Annotated in this window: 17 protein-coding genes; 16 read left to right on the top strand and 1 reads right to left on the bottom strand. The window is 34.7% G+C overall.

The genetic code is table 11. From position 1 onward, the window contains the following. Positions 1 to 175 precede the first annotated feature (175 nt). From RB618_RS13965 to RB618_RS13890, 16 genes are all read left to right on the top strand, one after another. Positions 176 to 1,594: a TolC family protein gene (locus tag RB618_RS13965; RefSeq protein ID WP_308069288.1), complete on the top strand. Its 1,419-nt coding sequence runs from the start codon at positions 176 to 178 to the stop codon at positions 1,592 to 1,594. A 247-nt stretch (positions 1,595 to 1,841) separates the two neighbouring features. Then, on the top strand, positions 1,842 to 2,447 hold the full coding sequence (locus RB618_RS13960; protein ID WP_308069287.1) for a Crp/Fnr family transcriptional regulator: 606 nt from the start codon (positions 1,842 to 1,844) through the stop codon (positions 2,445 to 2,447). Between the two features lie 70 nt (positions 2,448 to 2,517). After that, a complete protein-coding gene (locus RB618_RS13955) occupies positions 2,518 to 3,249 on the top strand; it encodes a GNAT family N-acetyltransferase (RefSeq protein ID WP_308069286.1) in 732 nt (243 codons plus the stop codon). 427 nt (positions 3,250 to 3,676) lie between these two features. Next, positions 3,677 to 4,057, top strand: coding sequence for a DoxX family protein (locus RB618_RS13950; RefSeq protein WP_308069285.1), 381 nt, complete (start codon positions 3,677 to 3,679; stop codon positions 4,055 to 4,057). Positions 4,058 to 4,070: 13 nt separating this feature from the next. Next, entirely contained in the window at positions 4,071 to 4,283 is a 213-nt protein-coding gene (locus RB618_RS13945; protein WP_308069284.1) for a hypothetical protein, read from the top strand. Positions 4,284 to 4,461: 178 nt separating this feature from the next. Further along, complete coding sequence (locus tag RB618_RS13940) at positions 4,462 to 4,971, top strand: DinB family protein (RefSeq protein ID WP_308069283.1); 510 nt, start codon at positions 4,462 to 4,464, stop codon at positions 4,969 to 4,971. A 27-nt stretch (positions 4,972 to 4,998) separates the two neighbouring features. Then, positions 4,999 to 5,466 carry a DUF1440 domain-containing protein gene (locus tag RB618_RS13935; RefSeq protein ID WP_111377159.1) on the top strand — a complete coding sequence of 156 codons (468 nt, stop codon included), beginning with the start codon at positions 4,999 to 5,001 and terminating at the stop codon, positions 5,464 to 5,466. Between the two features lie 260 nt (positions 5,467 to 5,726). After that, on the top strand, positions 5,727 to 5,861 hold the full coding sequence (locus tag RB618_RS13930) for a hypothetical protein (RefSeq protein ID WP_308069282.1): 135 nt from the start codon (positions 5,727 to 5,729) through the stop codon (positions 5,859 to 5,861). Continuing rightward, positions 5,858 to 8,128, top strand: coding sequence for a glycosyltransferase (locus tag RB618_RS13925; protein ID WP_308069281.1), 2,271 nt, complete (start codon positions 5,858 to 5,860; stop codon positions 8,126 to 8,128). Before RB618_RS13930 ends, RB618_RS13925 begins: the two co-directional genes overlap by 4 nt. A 265-nt stretch (positions 8,129 to 8,393) precedes the next feature. Continuing rightward, positions 8,394 to 9,152, top strand: a complete 759-nt coding sequence (locus RB618_RS13920) for an ABC transporter permease (RefSeq protein ID WP_111377162.1) — start codon at positions 8,394 to 8,396, stop codon at positions 9,150 to 9,152. A gap of 4 nt (positions 9,153 to 9,156) precedes the next feature. Next, the gene (locus RB618_RS13915; RefSeq protein ID WP_374121124.1) at positions 9,157 to 9,933 is read left to right on the top strand and encodes an ABC transporter ATP-binding protein; all 777 of its coding nucleotides are present in this window, start codon (positions 9,157 to 9,159) and stop codon (positions 9,931 to 9,933) included. 22 nt (positions 9,934 to 9,955) lie between these two features. After that, positions 9,956 to 10,765, top strand: a complete 810-nt coding sequence (locus RB618_RS13910) for an MlaD family protein (RefSeq protein WP_308069279.1) — start codon at positions 9,956 to 9,958, stop codon at positions 10,763 to 10,765. A 212-nt stretch (positions 10,766 to 10,977) separates the two neighbouring features. Beyond that, a complete protein-coding gene (locus RB618_RS13905) occupies positions 10,978 to 13,125 on the top strand; it encodes an AsmA family protein (protein WP_308069278.1) in 2,148 nt (715 codons plus the stop codon). Then, positions 13,083 to 13,799, top strand: a complete 717-nt coding sequence (locus tag RB618_RS13900; protein WP_308069343.1) for an AsmA-like C-terminal region-containing protein — start codon at positions 13,083 to 13,085, stop codon at positions 13,797 to 13,799. The genes RB618_RS13905 and RB618_RS13900 overlap by 43 nt, the downstream gene beginning before the upstream one ends. After that, entirely contained in the window at positions 13,799 to 14,302 is a 504-nt protein-coding gene (locus RB618_RS13895; RefSeq protein ID WP_308069277.1) for a low affinity iron permease family protein, read from the top strand. Before RB618_RS13900 ends, RB618_RS13895 begins: the two co-directional genes overlap by 1 nt. Before the next feature lie 7 nt (positions 14,303 to 14,309). Next, a complete protein-coding gene (locus tag RB618_RS13890; protein WP_308069276.1) occupies positions 14,310 to 15,509 on the top strand; it encodes an FAD-dependent oxidoreductase in 1,200 nt (399 codons plus the stop codon). An 80-nt stretch (positions 15,510 to 15,589) separates the two neighbouring features. On the opposite strand, the gene RB618_RS13885 is transcribed toward RB618_RS13890, so the two are convergent. Beyond that, a complete protein-coding gene (locus RB618_RS13885; RefSeq protein WP_308069275.1) occupies positions 15,590 to 16,540 on the bottom strand; it encodes a bifunctional helix-turn-helix transcriptional regulator/GNAT family N-acetyltransferase in 951 nt (316 codons plus the stop codon). Positions 16,541 to 16,727: the final 187 nt, after the last annotated feature.

Below are 16,727 nucleotides of genomic sequence, written 5' to 3'. Positions count from 1 at the left end.
AGACATAAAATTGTATGTCTAAAAGAGAGATTAGAAGAAACTAGTTTCCACACATAGCAAACCTATGTGCATTTAAACTAGTGAAACGCCTCTTTAAAAAGCCTCAAAAAACTATGTTTCTATGTGTTAAAAAAAATCACACCCAACGGATAAATAAAATTTAATAAAAGACTAAATGAAAAATCATATAACCAAAATCGTGACCTTCGCCATTCTGATCACGACTTTAATATCCTGTAAAGTCTCAAAGGATATTGAAACTCCAAAAGATGCATTTCCTGAGAATTTCAGGAATGCATCGGTTTCGAGTGATACAACAAGTATTGCCGATGTGGAGTGGAAAAATTTCTTTACAGAAAAAGATATTATAAAATTAATTGACAGCGCCGTTGCGAGAAACAACGACCTTCAGATTGCCGAAAAGAACATCGAAATTGCACAATACCGTTTTACACAGTCTAAATGGGGAAATGTGCCTCAGGTTAACTTATTTGTAAACGCAAGCACAAGCAATCCGTCTGACAATAGTTTTACGGGATTGAACTTAAATCAGGCAATTGGTGCTAAACATATTGACGACTATTCTGCTGGAGCTTCTCTTTCTTGGGAAGCTGATATTTGGGGAAAGATCAAAAACCAAAAGAAAGGGGCTTACGCAGGATATCTTCAATCTGAAGAAGTAAAAAAAGCATTACAGACCAATATAGTTGCCAATGTTTCTAGAGGATATTATAATCTTTTAATGCTGGATGCGCAATTGGATATTGCCAGACAAAATCTTCGTTTAAATGATAGTACAACCAATATTATCAAATTAAAATACGATGCGGGCCAGGTAACAACCTTAGCAATTCAACAATCTGAAGCACAGAAATTAAACTCAGCGCAATTGATTCCATTATTGGAACAAAATATTGCGATTCAGGAAAATGCTTTGAGTGTTTTAACAGGTTCTTTTCCAAATTCTAAAGAAAGATCAATTCAATTAAGTGCAATTGAAGTAAAACACAATACAGCAATTGGAATTCCGTCTTCTTTAGTAAGCAGAAGACCTGATGTAAAAAGTGCCGAATTGGCGCTTAAAGCTGCCAACGCAAATGTCGGTATCACGAAAGCGGATTTATACCCAGCTCTCAGAATTACGGCTCAAGGCGGCGTAAACTCTTTTGAAACCAGTAATTGGTTCAACATTCCGGCTTCATTGTTTGGAACTGTTGCAGGAGGCTTAACACAACCGCTTTTGAATAACAAAAGACTTAAAACGCAATATAATATCGCTGTCGCGGAAAGAGAAAAAGCAGTTTTATCTTTTAGACAATCGGTTTTGGTTGCCGTAAGCGAAGTTTCGGATGCTTTGGTAAAAGTGGAGAAACTACAGCAACAAGAAACTTTCTTGAAAGAAAAAGTAAAAACATTACAGCAGGCTATTAAAAATGCAAACCTCTTATTCAAAAATGGTTTAGCAGAATATCTTGAAGTTTTAACAGCGCAAGCAAATCTTTTGCAAAGCGAACTAGAACTTGCCGATATAAAAAGACAACAGCTTACAGCCAATACAGATTTGTACCGCGCTCTAGGCGGAGGCTGGAAATAATACCCGTTACATTTACCCGTTAATTATTTATTTTTTGAGATGAAAACGCTGTGGAACTTAGGTTTCATGGCGTTTTTTATTTTTTGCCACGAAGACGCTAGGACGCGAAGTTTTTTTGTTTGCCACAAATTTCACGAATTTTCACGAATTTCTTTTCTCTCTGATTATAAAAATAATTCGCGAAAATTCGTGAAATTCGTGGCAGTAAACTTTGCGCCTTCGCGTCTTCGTGGCAAAACAAAAAATTATGACTTTTAATAAAGAAACATATCTCAACAATCTAAAATTATATTTCGAAAGCTACGCTCCCATCTCTGAACAATCATGGAAATTGATTGAAAACTTGACAGATTTCCAGACAATCAAAAAAGGAGAAATACTACTAGAAAATGGGGAAATCTGCAAAAATATGTATTTTATTGCTAAAGGAATTCTACGTACTTTTATTACAGATGAACAAGGAAATTTCTATAACAAAAACCTTTTTTTCGAAAACAGGCTTGCATGCTCTAAAGTTTCATCAATGCTGCAAACTCCTTCCGACTTTACGATCGAAGCGTTAGAAGATTGTATCTTAATCAATCTTGATTACAAAAAATATATCCAGTTGATTACCGAAAATGATGATCTTAAAAACTTCTACATTGCATACTTGGAAAAAAACTGGATTATCGAAAAAGAACAGAGGGAAGTGGCGCTAGTAATGCAAAATGCAACCGAAAGATATCTTAATCTTCTTGACACGCATCCGACAATCGCCGATCGTGTTCCGTTATTGCATATTGCTTCACATTTGGGAATTACGCCAACACAGTTAAGCCGAATCAGGAAAAGTCTGGAAAAAAATTTGTAAATCAACATATGTAAAGGTTTTTCTAAAAGACCAGATTTATATTTGCTTTATAATTAAAACTCGTCATAAAATGAACCATATAAATCTTATCAAAGACAATATTGACAATCTGACAACTCTTTGGAAAACCGCAGCAATGCCTCTCCTTTCCTATCATCAAAATGATTTTTTAGAATTTTCTCAAATAAAAAATGCAGGCTGGCCAAATAGATTATGGTTCAGAGAAGATATTACAGAAACAGATCTTCAGCAGATTAAGGAAACTATTGAAAAAAATCCAGGTTTGGTTGTTCCGTATTGGGATATTTTCGGAAGCAATTCAAATGAAATCTTCGAGAAAAACGGATTTTCAATTCGCAACCAGCTTGCTGCTATGGCTTTGAAACTCGATCGAAAATTTACGACTCTAAACATTTTAACTTTCAAACGAGTTTTAAATGAAGAAGATGCTAAAACATGGTCTGATATTTATCCGTTATCTTTCAATTATATAATCAGCAAAGAAACCTTAGTACAGAATTATGAGAATGTAAAGTACTTTCTGGTTCATTTTGAAGAAAAACCTATAGGAACATTGGCACTTTTTCAAACAGAAAACATAATGGGAATTCACGGCGTCGGCGTTATTCCTGAAATGCGAAAAAGAGGTTTCGCAGAAGAAATCATGAAATTTGCCATCAACGAAGCCATTGATGCCGATTGCCAATATGCGCAACTGCAAGCTTCCGCTTTAGGAAAAGGCATTTATACGAAATTGGGTTTTGAGGATTTGTTTACGATTACGAATTACCAACTGGGTTAAAGTCCAAATTTTAAAGTCCAAATTCCAATTAATTCTCTCGCAATCCCGATAGTTATCGGGATTGCGAGAACTATTTTTATTGAAACTTCTACAAAGTTTTTTTACGTATTTAATGTCATGCTGAGCGAAATCGAAGCACTCGCACAGTTAAGCCCGCTGCATAGATTCAGCAGGAGATCCTTCGACTTCGCTCAGGAAGACAAAACTTTGTGGAGATCCCTAGTTCCTCGACATGACAAACTGTGTAGCAGCATCTCAATTCACAATTCACAATTCACAATTCACAATTCATAACTCATAACTCATAACTCATAACTAACAATGTCCCAAATGCCCCCAAAATAGTCATAAATAGGTATTTTGCAGAAAAATAAGAATAGTACATTTGTAATACATTAACTAATAACTATTTAAAAACAAATACCCAATGAAGACAACAAAAATTATTTTTTGGACTACTACTATTCTTATTTTTTTATTTGAAGGCGTTATGCCAGCTTTAACTTCACAGACCGAATTAGCCAAAGAAGGAATCAGACACCTTGGTTATCCAGAATATTTCGGAAATGCATTAGTCGTATTTAAAATCCTTGGCGTTTTAGCCTTGATTATTCCCAAAGTGCCGGGAAGAATCAAAGAATGGGCTTATGCTGGATTTGCATTCGATTTCATTTTTGCATCCATAAGCCACTTTGCAGTTGACGGAATTGGTTTTCAAGGCTTCTTTCCATTAATCATTTTAGCGATATTAATTATTTCGTATGTAACATATCATAAAATACAGCGTTATAAAAACATAGCACTCTAAAAATCAAAACTTTATGATTATTGAAGTTTTTAAAACAAATGTTCAGGAAGAATCTCAATGTCAAGTTATCATTGAGAAGCTTCTTGAGCATTATCCAAATGGTTCGATCAACTTCGATTTAGAAGATTGCGACAAAATCCTCCGTATTCATGCACCTGCCATTTCGAATACAAAAATTATTGCCATTTTAAATTCGCACGGTTACTTCTGCGAAGCACTTCCTTAAAAATTAACACTCCTCAAATACCTGACTTATAGCTTTTTAATATTTTTTATTGTATATTTGAAGGAGTATCATTTCCCCTAATTCTATAAATTTAATTTCGCCAGATATTATACTGAGGTTTTCTTTAACCAATCGGTAAAGATTTACTGTCGAGTTTTCAATTTTTAAAATTAAAAAAATGAAGAGCGCTATTCAAAATACCATACTGGAAACCTACAGTAAATTAGGCGACTTAATTTCCTCTTTTTCAAAAGAAGAAATCAATATTGTCCCGTTTGAAGGAAGCTGGACTGCTGGACAAACCGCACAGCATATTATTCTAGCGTGCTCAGGTCTTACCGCGCTGTTTGCGGGGAAAACCGAAAAAACAACCAGAGAGCCTGACGAAAATATAAAAGGACTCGACTCCATCTTTTTAGATTACACTACCAAATATCAATCACCCGAAAACATAAACCCTCCTGCTATTGAGTATGAAAAAGGCACTCTGCTGGCTTCTGTAAAAAAAATACAAAATGATTTATTTGAAGCGGCAGAAACTTACGATTTAACGCTTACTTGTCTGGATGCTAAAATACCTGGATTTGAAAATTTCACGATTTACGAATGGCTTTATTTTGCCATTGTACATACACAGAGGCATACGCACCAGTTAAAAACGATTTACGAACACATCAAAAAACAATAAATCAGTATTCAACTCAAAACTATTTTTATGAGATCAAAAGTTAGAACCATTGTTTCATCTGGTTTAGTTGCAGGAACATTAGACATTACTGCCGCTATTTTGATTTATGCAGGAATACTTCATAAAACAACAGCCGAAAAAATTCTGCAGTCTATTGCTAGCGGAATTTTTAAAAAAGAAGCATATACGGGCGGAGCAGAAATGACTTTTGCGGGTTTGGGACTTCATTTCTTAATTGCCTTTATTTTTGCTTGGTTTTATTTTAAAATTTTTCCCTATATCCCATTTTTTAAAATAAACACTTTACTCTCGGGAGTATCCTATGGTTTCTTTATTTGGATTATAATGAATCTTGTTGTTCTTCCGATTGTATTTCCTGTCCTACCCGAAAAAAAACTAGATTTTCCGCTTTTGCTTTCCATATTGATTGTAATCTGCTGTGTCGGAATTCCGATAGCTTTTATAACACGGAAATATTACGCAAAATGGTATTGAGATAAGGTGCAAAGGAACAAAGTCTCAAAGGTGCAAAGGTTAAAGACTTTGAACCTTTGCAAATCTGAACCTATGAACCTTCAAAAAAAACTAGACTACACGCCCCTTTCATTATTACTTAACAGCCTTACAGGATTACCATGTTTATGCTTTTGAGTTAATTTTTTAGTGGATTGAATTAATCGTCGCTTTTATCTCAAAGTAATTTTAAATAAAATTTATTAGCATAATGATAGGAAAGACATGGCGATGTCAATTATATGGTTTTCCTAACAGGAACTGCCATTTTTGACGGCCAACTATATATTTATTATGGCGCTGCCGATGACAAGATTGCGGTGGCATCTTTGAACTTGAACGAGTTATTAACCGAGCTAAAAAAAGAATTCTCATGAAAACAATATCAAATAAATCAAAAATAGTTTTTTTATCTACTTTTCCGCCTACGCAATGTGGCATAGCAACTTACACGCAAGACACTATCAAAGGAATTACAGATGTTTATGGTAAATCTATAAAATGCGAAATATGCGAGCTGGTTACAGAACCTATTGAAGAACCAACGCAAGCTTTTACTTTAAACACAAAAATTCGAGAAGAATATGCTAAAGTTGCCGAGGAAATTAATCAGGATGAAACTGTAAAATTAATTCACATCCAGCATGAATTTGGTTTGTTTTCAGGAAATTATGGAGATCATCTTTTGGATTTTCTAAATGTTATTAAAACTCCCGTCACCTTTACTTTTCATAGCGTAATTCCAAATCCGAATGACGAATTGAGAACGTTTGTAAGACTGCTCTTAAGCTACAGCAATTCGGTTTTTGTAATGACAAATAAATCTAAAGAAATTCTAACTAACGACTACGATATTAATGAAGAAATAATTACTTGCGTGCCTCATGGAACTCATATTGTGATATACGAAACTCCGCAACAGGCAAAAGAAAAACTAAACATTGAAGATAGATTAGTGCTATCTACTTTCGGTCTTTTGGGCGAAGGAAAAAATATAGAAACGGGCTTACAGGCTTTACCAAAAATTATCGAAAAAGCACCAAATGCTTTATATCTGATTATTGGTAAAACACACCCAAATTTAATAAGAGACGGTGTCGATGCGTATCGAGATAGATTAGAAGCCATCGTTAAAGAATTGAATCTTCAAAACAATGTTCGTTTTGTCAATAAATATCTAGATACCGATGAACTTTTAGAATATCTGAAAGCTACAGACATTTACATGTTTACTTCAAAAGATCCAAATCAGGCGGTTAGTGGCACTTTTGCTTATGCCATGAGTTGTGCGTGTCCAATTGTGGCATCTAAAATTCCGCATACTAGAGAAGTATTAACTCCAGATTCTGGTATTTTGTGTGATATTGGAGATTCTGATCAATTTGCAGCGGCTGCAATCAAATTGATCGAAGACGAAAATCTAAGACACGAAATGGGAATTAGTTCGTTTACCAAAATGAGAGCTACTTCGTGGGAAAATGTTGGAATTACTCAAATGAATACCTATCAAAAGCTAATTAAAAATCCATCCGAAATTAAATACAGCTATCCTCCTATTCAATTAAAACATATCAAAAAACTAACCACCGAATTAGGAATTATTCAGTTCAGCAAAATTTCTATTCCAGATTTAGATTCAGGATATACTTTAGATGATAATGCCAGAGCTTTAATTGCGTTCTGTATGCATTATAAACTGACTCAGGACAAAGATGATTTGGCATATATTTTAATCTATTTAGATTTTATTCAGCGTTGCCAAAAACCAAAAGGAGATTTTATCAATTATGTCGATCAAGAAAATCGCGAACATATAGAACAAAATGCTGAAGTAAATTTAGAAGATTCTAATGCTAGAGCGATTTGGGCACTAGGAACTGTTGTTTCTATGTCTGATATTCTTCCAGAAGCGATCACCAAAAAAGCAACAAAATGTTTACTGAATTCCTTAAAATGGGCCGAAAATATTCAGTCGCCACGTTCAATTGGTTTTGCGACAAAAGGTTTGTATTTATACCATTCAACCATTCCGAATTTATACGTTGCGGCCATCATCAATAAGCTAAATGCTAAACTGCTAGCAAACTACGAAGACACTGCATCAGAAGACTGGCAATGGTTTGAAAATTATTTGACTTACGGAAATAGCATTTTGCCAGAATCAATGCTTTATGCTTATCTTATTACCAATAAACCGGTTTATAAAAAAGTAGCGCTAGACTCTTTAGATTTTCTTATTTCTAAAACATTTACAAAAGGAACTTTCAAAGCCATTTCAAACCAAAGCTGGCATCATAAAGGTTCTGAACCGCATGAATATGGCGAACAGCCAATTGATGTTACGTACACCATTCAAACTTTAAATGCGTTTTATAATGCCTTTAAAACTCCAGAATATAAAAAGAAAATGAAAGCGGCTTTTAACTGGTTTTTAGGCAAAAATCATTTGAACCAAATTATGTACAATCCTGTAAGCGGCGGTGGTTATGACGGACTTGAGAAACACAATGTAAACTTGAATCAAGGCGCAGAATCTACTGTTTGCTATTTAACGGCAAGATTATTAATGGAAAAATTAGCTTTATCGCAATCACGCGTTATTCCGTTAATGAAATCTCGAAGCGGCATTGCCATAAATTTATAAGAAAAGAAATTGAAGCTAACCAAATACTTCATTTTTTTAAACCCTGAAAATCCCTTTCTTAATGAAAGGGATTTTTTGTTTGCCTCCAAAACGTCAATTCGTTTAAATTATTGTGAGTTTATGAAAATTATATAAGGCTGAAAAAAAGTTGTGTAATACATTTTAACAAGTATAGAGCTAACTTTCCTATATAATTTAATGATTTGGAAAAACTGTTAAATAATAGATTTTCAATTCACATCATTCACCTTAAAACCAGAACATTTTGATTCTCGATATAAAAAATACATTCGCCGAAATTGGAGAAACCACCATATTCGCCAAAAGGTTTTTTAAGGAGGTTTTTATTCCTCCTTATGAGACGAGAGAATTTCTAAAACAATGTTATGTCATTGGATATAAATCTCTCCCTTTGGTTGCAATTACCGGTTTTATTATGGGCTTGGTGCTTACGCTTCAATCACGTCCTACGTTGGTAAAATTTGGAGCTGAATCTTGGTTGCCAGGAATGGTCGCGCTTTCGCTGATTAGAGAAATTGCTCCCGTAATTACAGCATTGATTTGTGCCGGAAAAATTTCGTCTGGAATTGGAGCCGAATTAGGATCAATGAAAGTAACTGAACAGATTGATGCTATGGAAGTATCAGCTATAAATCCGTACAACTATTTGGTTGTAACCAGAGTTTTAGCCTGTACTCTAATGGTTCCTATTTTGGTGTTTTTTGCAGACGCCATCGGAATTATTGGCGGTTACGTGGGAATTAATATTCATGGAGATGTCAATTTTTACAGGTTTTTAACCCAGATCGTTCAATCCTTAGAATATCTAGATCTGCTTCCAGCCACTCTTAAAACTTTCTTCTTTGGATTTTTTATCGGAATTATTGGCTGTTATAAAGGTTTTAATGCTTCTAACGGAACAGAAAGCGTAGGACGAGCCGCAAATTCTGCAGTAGTTACGGCATCGCTAAGCATTTTTATAATTGATATGGTCGCTGTTCAAATAACCGATTTATTCTTTTAAAATGATGAAGGAAAAATTACATAAAGAACCTAAAACAAAAGAGAAAGATCAGACTCCGATTATCGAGATTAAAGATCTGCATAAAACTTTTGGAAAAGATAATGCCGTTTTAAAAGGCGTAAATCTCACTTTGAATAAAGGCGAAGATTTAGTGGTTTTAGGACGTTCAGGCTCTGGAAAATCGGTCACCATAAAATGTATCGTAGGATTGATTGAACCAGACAAAGGAGAAATTAAAGTTTTTAATGAAAACGTTCTTAATATTTCAAAAAGCGAGCTGAATGAAATTAGAGTCCGAATCGGATTTTTGTTCCAAAGCGGGGCACTTTACGATTCGATGTCCGTTAGAGAAAATCTCGCTTTTACCTTGACCAAACACAAACGCGATTTAAGCAGTCAAGAAGTCGAAAATGAAGTAATGGAAGCGCTGGAAAATGTAGGACTGGCCGATGCCATTGACAAAATGCCTTCTGAACTTTCGGGAGGAATGAAAAAAAGAATTGGTCTGGCGCGCACGCTAATCTTAAAACCTGAAATTATTCTGTATGACGAACCCACAACGGGTTTAGACACCATAACGTCTAGAGAAATCAGCGAATTGATTTTGGACATTAAACACAAACAAAAAACCTCCTCGATTATTATTACGCATGATATGGCCTGCGCAAAAATGACGGCCGATCGAATTGTAGTTTTAAAAGATGGCGTAATTCACGCCGAAGGAACATACGAAGAATTAGAAAAAGACGAAGACGAATGGGTTCGCTCATTTTTTGAATAAAGCAAAATAAACAATAGAAATCATGGAAAAGCAATCGGGATATACTTGGAAACTGGGGATGTTTGTAACGATAGGTTTACTCCTTTTTATAATGGCCGTATATTTTATCGGAAAACAGCAAAACCTATTTGGTTCAACATTTCATATTACTTCTCAATTTAAAACAGTTAGCGGTTTAGAAGTTGGTAATAATGTTCGTTTCTCCGGAATTAATGTTGGAACAGTCGAGCAAATTCAATTGATAAACGATTCTTCTGTTGTGGTGGTTTTGGTTATGAAAGAAGATGTTAGAAAATTTATTAAAACCGATGCCACCGCCAGTATTGGCTCAGATGGTTTAATGGGTGATAAAGTTCTGACTATTTCTCCAGGTTTAAAATCTAAAAAAATAATTGAAGACAACGGACGAATCGCTTCTGTTGATGGAATTGAAATGTACGATATCATGAAAAGCGTGAAGAAAAGTGTAGACAACATTGGCGTGATTTCAGACGAAATAGCCATTTTCAGCCACAGCATGAACAACGGAAACGGCGCTCTAGCAAGATTGGTAAAAGATGATAAAATGGCAAACAGCGTTTCAAACACGCTTTCTAATCTAGAAACGGGAACAAAAGGTTTTAGCGAAAACATGGAAGCCGCGAAAAGTAATTTCCTTTTTAGAGGCTACTTCAAGAAAAAAGAGAAAGAGAAAAAGGAGAAACAAGAAGAAAGAAAAGAGAAGCAAGAAGAAGCGAAAAAAGATAAGGAAGAAAAGCAAGAAACAAGACAAGAGAAGCAAGAAGTGCAAAAGCAGGAAGATGCTAAAAAAGCAGAGGCAGAGAAAAAATAAACAGATTAAATCTCAAATTTTAAATTCCAAAATCCAATTCTCACTTTATGTCTCCCTGAGCGAAGTCGAAGGATTGCATGCTTAATCTATTTTGTGAATTCTATAGGACGTGTCCTTCGACTTCGCTCAGGAGGACAAGCATGAAAAAAAAAATTAAAATCCAGCAATTCACAATTCACAATTTATAATTCACAATTCACAATTAAAATTATATGCCTAGTTCAATCAAACATACCGCCTTAAAAGTTTTAAAAATTACTGGAATTACGATTGCGGTGATTTTGTTTTTGCTGTTTATTATTCCGCTGCTTTTTCCTGGAAAAATCGCTTCGGAAGTGAAGAAAATTGCCAACGAGCGTCTGGATACCAAATTGGAATACACTAAATCTAAACTTTCGTTCTTTACTCATTTTCCTTCATTGACCGTCTCGCTAGACGATTTGTCTTTAACGGGATCTAAACCTTTCAGCAATGATACTTTATTAAGAGCTGATCAGGTTGCTTTTGGAATCGACATCAAAAGGCTGCTTTTTGATAACGAAGTTAAAATCAATAAACTTTATGTTTCTGATGCTTTAATAAACGTAATGGTCAACGAAAAAGGTCAGGCCAATTACAATATTTATATTGCTCCAGAAGACAGAAATAAAAAAGAAGATCCAAATGCTCCAGAAGAAGGAACAGCAATACGATTGGAACGCATCGATTTGCAAAACTGCCATGTAAAATATAATGATCGTTCGGCAAAGATTCTGGTTGATGCAAAAGGTTTTAATTATATCGGAAAAGGAAATCTAAGCGACGATATTTTTGATCTTGCAACCGATGCCAAAATTGATAATCTGGATTTCTTTTACGATCGAACTGGCTATTTAAGAAAGAAAAAAGTCAGTGCCGATTTAATTACAAGAATCAATACGCACGCGCTTACCTTTATTCTTCAAAAAAATGAGCTACACATCAATAAACTGCCTTTAAAATTTACTGGTTTATTTTCCATTTTAAGAGATGGATATAAAATCAATATAAAAGCTGCTTCAGAAAATACAACCGTAAAAGATTTATTGTCTGTAATGCCACCAGAATATTTAACCTGGCTGGAAAGAACAGAGATTTCAGGGAGAAGCGATTTGCTTCTTACTTTCAAAGGAGATTATAACGTCCCTAAAAAGCAAAAACCAAACTTAGCTTTCAATTTAAAAATCAACGAAGGCTCCGTAAATTATAAGAATGCGCCAGTTCCTTTAACCGATTTTCAAATGGATTTGAATGCGATGCTTCCGTCTCTAGATACTGAGCAATTGCTGGTTAATCTAAGAACCTTGAAATTTAAAGTGGGCGAGAAAGATTATTTTAATGCTTATCTGCACAGCAAAGGTTTAAGCGAAATGTCGATTAATGCAAGTGTGAAAGGTGCTTTAGATCTTGCTGTTGTTGATGCCGCGCTAGGATTGGAAAATATGGATTTAAAAGGAATTTTAAAAACCAATATTCAGGCGAAGGGGCTTTTTAGCACTTCAAAAAAACTGTTTCCAAAAACTATTGGCGGAATTTCACTGCGAAATGGATGGCTTAAAACAAAATATTATCCAAATCCAATTACCAATATTACTTTTATAGCCAATATGATGAATAAAGCCGGAACGTATCAGGACTTGATTGTTGCCGTTGCCCCAGCTTCTTTTGTCTTTGAAGGAAATCCAGTTTACGTTAATGCCACTTTATCCGATTTTAGCGATTTGGCTTATAATGCCAAAATTAAAGGCGAACTGAATGTGGGCAGAATTTATCAGGTATTCTCGCAAAAAGGTTTGGATTTAACGGGCTACGCCAAAGCAGATCTTTCTTTAAAAGGAAAACAAAGTTATGCAGCAACTGGTCAGTATGATAAACTGGATAACAAAGGAACATTACTGCTAAAAAATATAAAAGCAACTTCAGAATTGTTTCCGAAAGCTTTCTTTATCAAGCAGGGAAATTTTCGTTTTCAGAATGAAAAAATGTGGTTTGAAAAGTTTAATGCTTCCTACGGAAAATCAGATTTTGACATCAACGGTTATCTGCTCAATACCATCAATTATTTCTTAGAATCAAAAGGAACTTTGAGCGGTAATTTCAACTTAAAATCAAAACTGATTAATGTGGATGAATTTATGGCACTTGAAGAAGGCGAAAATAAAGATCGAAATCTAGAAGTCGAATATGCCAAAGAAGATCATCCAAAAATGAGTGGTGTAGTCATTATTCCAGAAAACTTAAATGTCACTTTAAATGCAAATGCAGACAAAATAGAGTACAATAAATTGATATTTAACAAATTAAACGGAAAAATAGGAATAAAAAAGAAGGATTTTACTTAGAAAATGTTACCTTTAGTATTATTGACTGCATTTTAGGTATAAATGCATTGTATAAAGACGAGTCTCCGACCTCGGCACATTTTGATGCTCATTTTACGGCTAAAGACTTTGATGTTCAGAGAGCTTACAAAGAAATTCCGATGTTTCATGACATGGTTTCTGCAGCCGAAAAAGCGCACGGAATAATCTCTGTTGACTATAAAGTGAAAGGAGATCTCAATGGAAATATGGGGCCTATTTATGAATCTATGCAAGGTGGCGGAACCATTAATTTACGCGATGTAAAAATTAAAGGACTGAAACTTTTTGATGGAATTAGTTCGAAAACAGGACAAAGCGGTTTAAATAATCCTGATATGAAAGGAATCGAAATTAAATCGACAATAGATAAGAATCTTATTAGTATTGAGCCATTTACCTTTAGTGTGGCCAGTTTTAGGCCAACGATTAAAGGAACTACAAGCTTTGACGGACTTTTGGATCTAAGAATGCGTTTAGGACTTCCGCTTTTCGGAATTATTGGTTTTCCGATCGTAATTACGGGAACGCATGAAGCTCCAAAAATTAAAATATTCAGCAAAACAGGACAAGAAATAAATCCTGCTATTTATGATGAAAAAAACAATAAAGTTATTCGAGAAGAAAAAGTAAGCAAACCCAAAACAAAAAAATAATGAATTCTAAATCTCAACATAAAAGCAGTGCATTCGAAAAGTTTGCTTCAAAAGTTTCAAAAGCTGCAGGAAGTACGCCAGCTTTTATTGGCGCATTTATTCTTGTTGCGGTCTGGGCTGCCTCAGGACCAATTTTCGATTATTCCGAAACTTGGCAATTGGTAATTAATACAGGTACAACCATTATTACTTTTTTGATGGTGTTTTTAATTCAAAAAGCACAAAATAAAGATTCCCTTGCCATTCAGTTAAAACTAAACGAACTCGTAGCATCAAACGATTTGTCAAGCAATACTCTTGTTGACATAGAAAATATGACCGAAGAGGAGATGGTTATTATTCAAAAATATTATCATCATTTAAGTCAATTAGCAAAAAAAGACCGATCCATAAGAACTTCACATTCAATTGCTGAGGCAAATGAACTTCATAATCGAAAAAAAGAAAAAAATATAAAACCAGATAACACCAAAAAAACTACCAAAAACACCTCTAAAAAATAACCAAAAAATGAAATTGAGCTCTACTGAAACCTATTGGCCTTTAAAAAACGCCATAAAACAAAGTTACCCTTCAATAGATTCTGATATTAACACCGACATTTTAATAATTGGCGGCGGTATTACAGGAGCTTTAATTGCTTATAAATTATTAAACGAAGGGAAAAAAATTGTTCTTGTCGACCGTCGTGATGTCTGTGGCGGAAGCACTTCTGGAAGCACGGCGCTTCTCCAATATGAAATTGATGTTCCATTACATCAGCTCATCAAACTGCGCGGTGCAAGATGTGCCGTAGACAGCTACCAGAATGGGAAAAAAGCCATTTTTGATCTCCGAAATATTATTGATGAAATTGGCTGCGACTGTGGTTTCGAGTTCAAAAAAAGCATCTATTTTACGACTTTAAAAAAAGATGTTCCTTATTTAAAAAACGAGTATAAAGCCCGAAAACAACATGGTTTCGAAATCAGCTGGCTCGGCAGATCAGAATTACAAAAAATGGGATTGAATGCCATTGCGGGAGTAGAATCTAAAACTGCAGCAGTTATGGATCCTTTTAAACTTGCAAGCGATCTTTTGTTCCATTGCCACGAAAAGGGAATGCAGATTTTTGACCGCACAAATATTGCTTCCATTCAGCATCAAAAAGGCAAAATCATTGCCACTACAGGCTCCAGACATGTTATTACAGCCGATCATATTATACACTGTACAGGCTACGAAAGCACAGAAACCCTAAAAGAAAAAGTAGTCGATTTGAAAAGCACTTACGTTATTACTTCTGAGAGTCAGCCAGATCTCCCCGAAAATTTCAAACACGCAATATTTTGGGATACAGCTTCGCCTTACCACTATATAAGAACCACAGAGGATAACCGCATTATCATGGGCGGTGGAGATGAAGATTTTAAAGACACTAATAAGCGTGATAAACTGCTGGCTAAAAAAGAGCAATACCTCTTGAAACAATTTTGCAAACGATTTCCCGATTTAGATTTTAAAATTGATTATTCCTGGGCAGGAACTTTTGGAGAAACCAAAGATGGTCTTCCCTATTTCGGAAAACCAAATCCGAGAAAAAACGAGCATTACATTTTAGGCTTCGGCGGAAATGGAATCACCTTCAGCGCAATCGGAATGAATTCCATTCTAGATTCGCTCAACAACAAAAAAAATACAGATTTGGAGTATTATCGATTTGGACGTTAGAAAGATACTAAGATGCTAAGATTCTAAGTTTCTGAGAAAAAAACTTAGAATCTTAGTAACTCAGAACCTTAGCAACTTATTTAAAGAACTAACTCCATCTGAATATTACATCTTTTATAAGGCGTTTCGAGACCAAAAACTTTTTCGAAACCTAGTTTATAATATAGATTTATGGCGGGTTTTAAGATGGTGTTACTTTCTAAATATATTTTCTTGGCACCAAGTTCTTTTGCTTTCTCGGCAATTGCTTTTCCTAAAAGCCAGCCAATACTTTTTCCTTGTGCTTTCGGAGAAACAGCCATTTTTGCCATTTCAAAATCATATTCAGAATTATTCATTTTAATTAAAGCACAAACTCCAACAGGCTCGTTTTCATACAAAGCCACAAGAATTTTTCCTCCCTTTTTCAAAATATATTCTTCAGGATTGTCCAGCGCCTTGTAATCGGCTTCCTCCATTTCGAAATAAGTCGAAATCCATTCTACATTCAGCGCTCTAAAAGCTTCCTGATACTCTGGCTTATAGTCAACTATTTTTACGTCTTTACTTTCTCTTTTTTTCTTTTGTTCGCTAACTCTTTTAATCAAAGATTTTTGCTCCAATAAGAATTCCCATTCTTCCAATGCAGCCCACAAATTATGTTTGCTTTCCGCAATTATTCCTTCAATTGCAACATCAATATCTTCCAACTGCTGTTTGATTTTCTTCGAAATCACAATTCCTTTTTCGGTAAGAACAACATTATTCTTTCTTTTATCCTCTGTTTTTGCACTTTCTTCAATCAGTCCAGCACCAATCATTTCTTGAATAATTTTGCTTACTGAAGGCTGAGAATGTCCTATTTCATTGGCTATTTCAGTGATCGTAATTTCACGTTCTTCTGCCAATGTATAAAATACTGGGAACCATTTCGGTACAAATTCAACTCCATACAATTCGTATATTTTCGCAGCATCATCCGTAACAACGGCAGTCATTAAACGTAAGCGGCTTCCCAATGCCGATTTTCCAACTTTATCAAAAAAATCCATAACAAATAATTAATTATATAACTAGTTATACAAATGTATAAAAAAAATCTTTTTGCAAAAGTTTTTTTTGGGTACAAAGTTTCAAAGATGCAGAGGTTCAAAGTTTTTCTTCAAAAAAAAAGACTAAGATTTATGAATCTTAGTCTTTAAATATATATTGCTTAATAGCTAACTACATTACTTTACT

This window comes from Flavobacterium sp. LHD-85, assembly GCF_030929595.1.
Taxonomy (GTDB): Bacteria; Bacteroidota; Bacteroidia; order Flavobacteriales; family Flavobacteriaceae; genus Flavobacterium.
Note: the sequence above shows the minus strand (reverse complement) of the source record. Positions and strands in the feature narration are given on the sequence as shown.

Bases quoted from the DNA above. Each gene is read 5' to 3' on its own strand.
- RB618_RS13965 (WP_308069288.1), top strand. From the start codon at position 176: ATGAAAAATCATATAACCAAAATCGTGACCTTCGCCATTCTGATCACG.
- RB618_RS13960 (WP_308069287.1), top strand. From the start codon at position 1,842: ATGACTTTTAATAAAGAAACATATCTCAACAATCTAAAATTATATTTC.
- RB618_RS13955 (WP_308069286.1), top strand. From the start codon at position 2,518: ATGAACCATATAAATCTTATCAAAGACAATATTGACAATCTGACAACT.
- RB618_RS13950 (WP_308069285.1), top strand. From the start codon at position 3,677: ATGAAGACAACAAAAATTATTTTTTGGACTACTACTATTCTTATTTTT.
- RB618_RS13945 (WP_308069284.1), top strand. From the start codon at position 4,071: ATGATTATTGAAGTTTTTAAAACAAATGTTCAGGAAGAATCTCAATGT.
- RB618_RS13940 (WP_308069283.1), top strand. From the start codon at position 4,462: ATGAAGAGCGCTATTCAAAATACCATACTGGAAACCTACAGTAAATTA.
- RB618_RS13935 (WP_111377159.1), top strand. From the start codon at position 4,999: ATGAGATCAAAAGTTAGAACCATTGTTTCATCTGGTTTAGTTGCAGGA.
- RB618_RS13930 (WP_308069282.1), top strand. From the start codon at position 5,727: ATGGTTTTCCTAACAGGAACTGCCATTTTTGACGGCCAACTATATATT.
- RB618_RS13925 (WP_308069281.1), top strand. From the start codon at position 5,858: ATGAAAACAATATCAAATAAATCAAAAATAGTTTTTTTATCTACTTTT.
- RB618_RS13915 (WP_374121124.1), top strand. From the start codon at position 9,157: ATGAAGGAAAAATTACATAAAGAACCTAAAACAAAAGAGAAAGATCAG.
- RB618_RS13910 (WP_308069279.1), top strand. From the start codon at position 9,956: ATGGAAAAGCAATCGGGATATACTTGGAAACTGGGGATGTTTGTAACG.
- RB618_RS13905 (WP_308069278.1), top strand. From the start codon at position 10,978: ATGCCTAGTTCAATCAAACATACCGCCTTAAAAGTTTTAAAAATTACT.
- RB618_RS13895 (WP_308069277.1), top strand. From the start codon at position 13,799: ATGAATTCTAAATCTCAACATAAAAGCAGTGCATTCGAAAAGTTTGCT.
- RB618_RS13890 (WP_308069276.1), top strand. From the start codon at position 14,310: ATGAAATTGAGCTCTACTGAAACCTATTGGCCTTTAAAAAACGCCATA.
- RB618_RS13885 (WP_308069275.1), bottom strand. From the start codon at position 16,540: ATGGATTTTTTTGATAAAGTTGGAAAATCGGCATTGGGAAGCCGCTTA.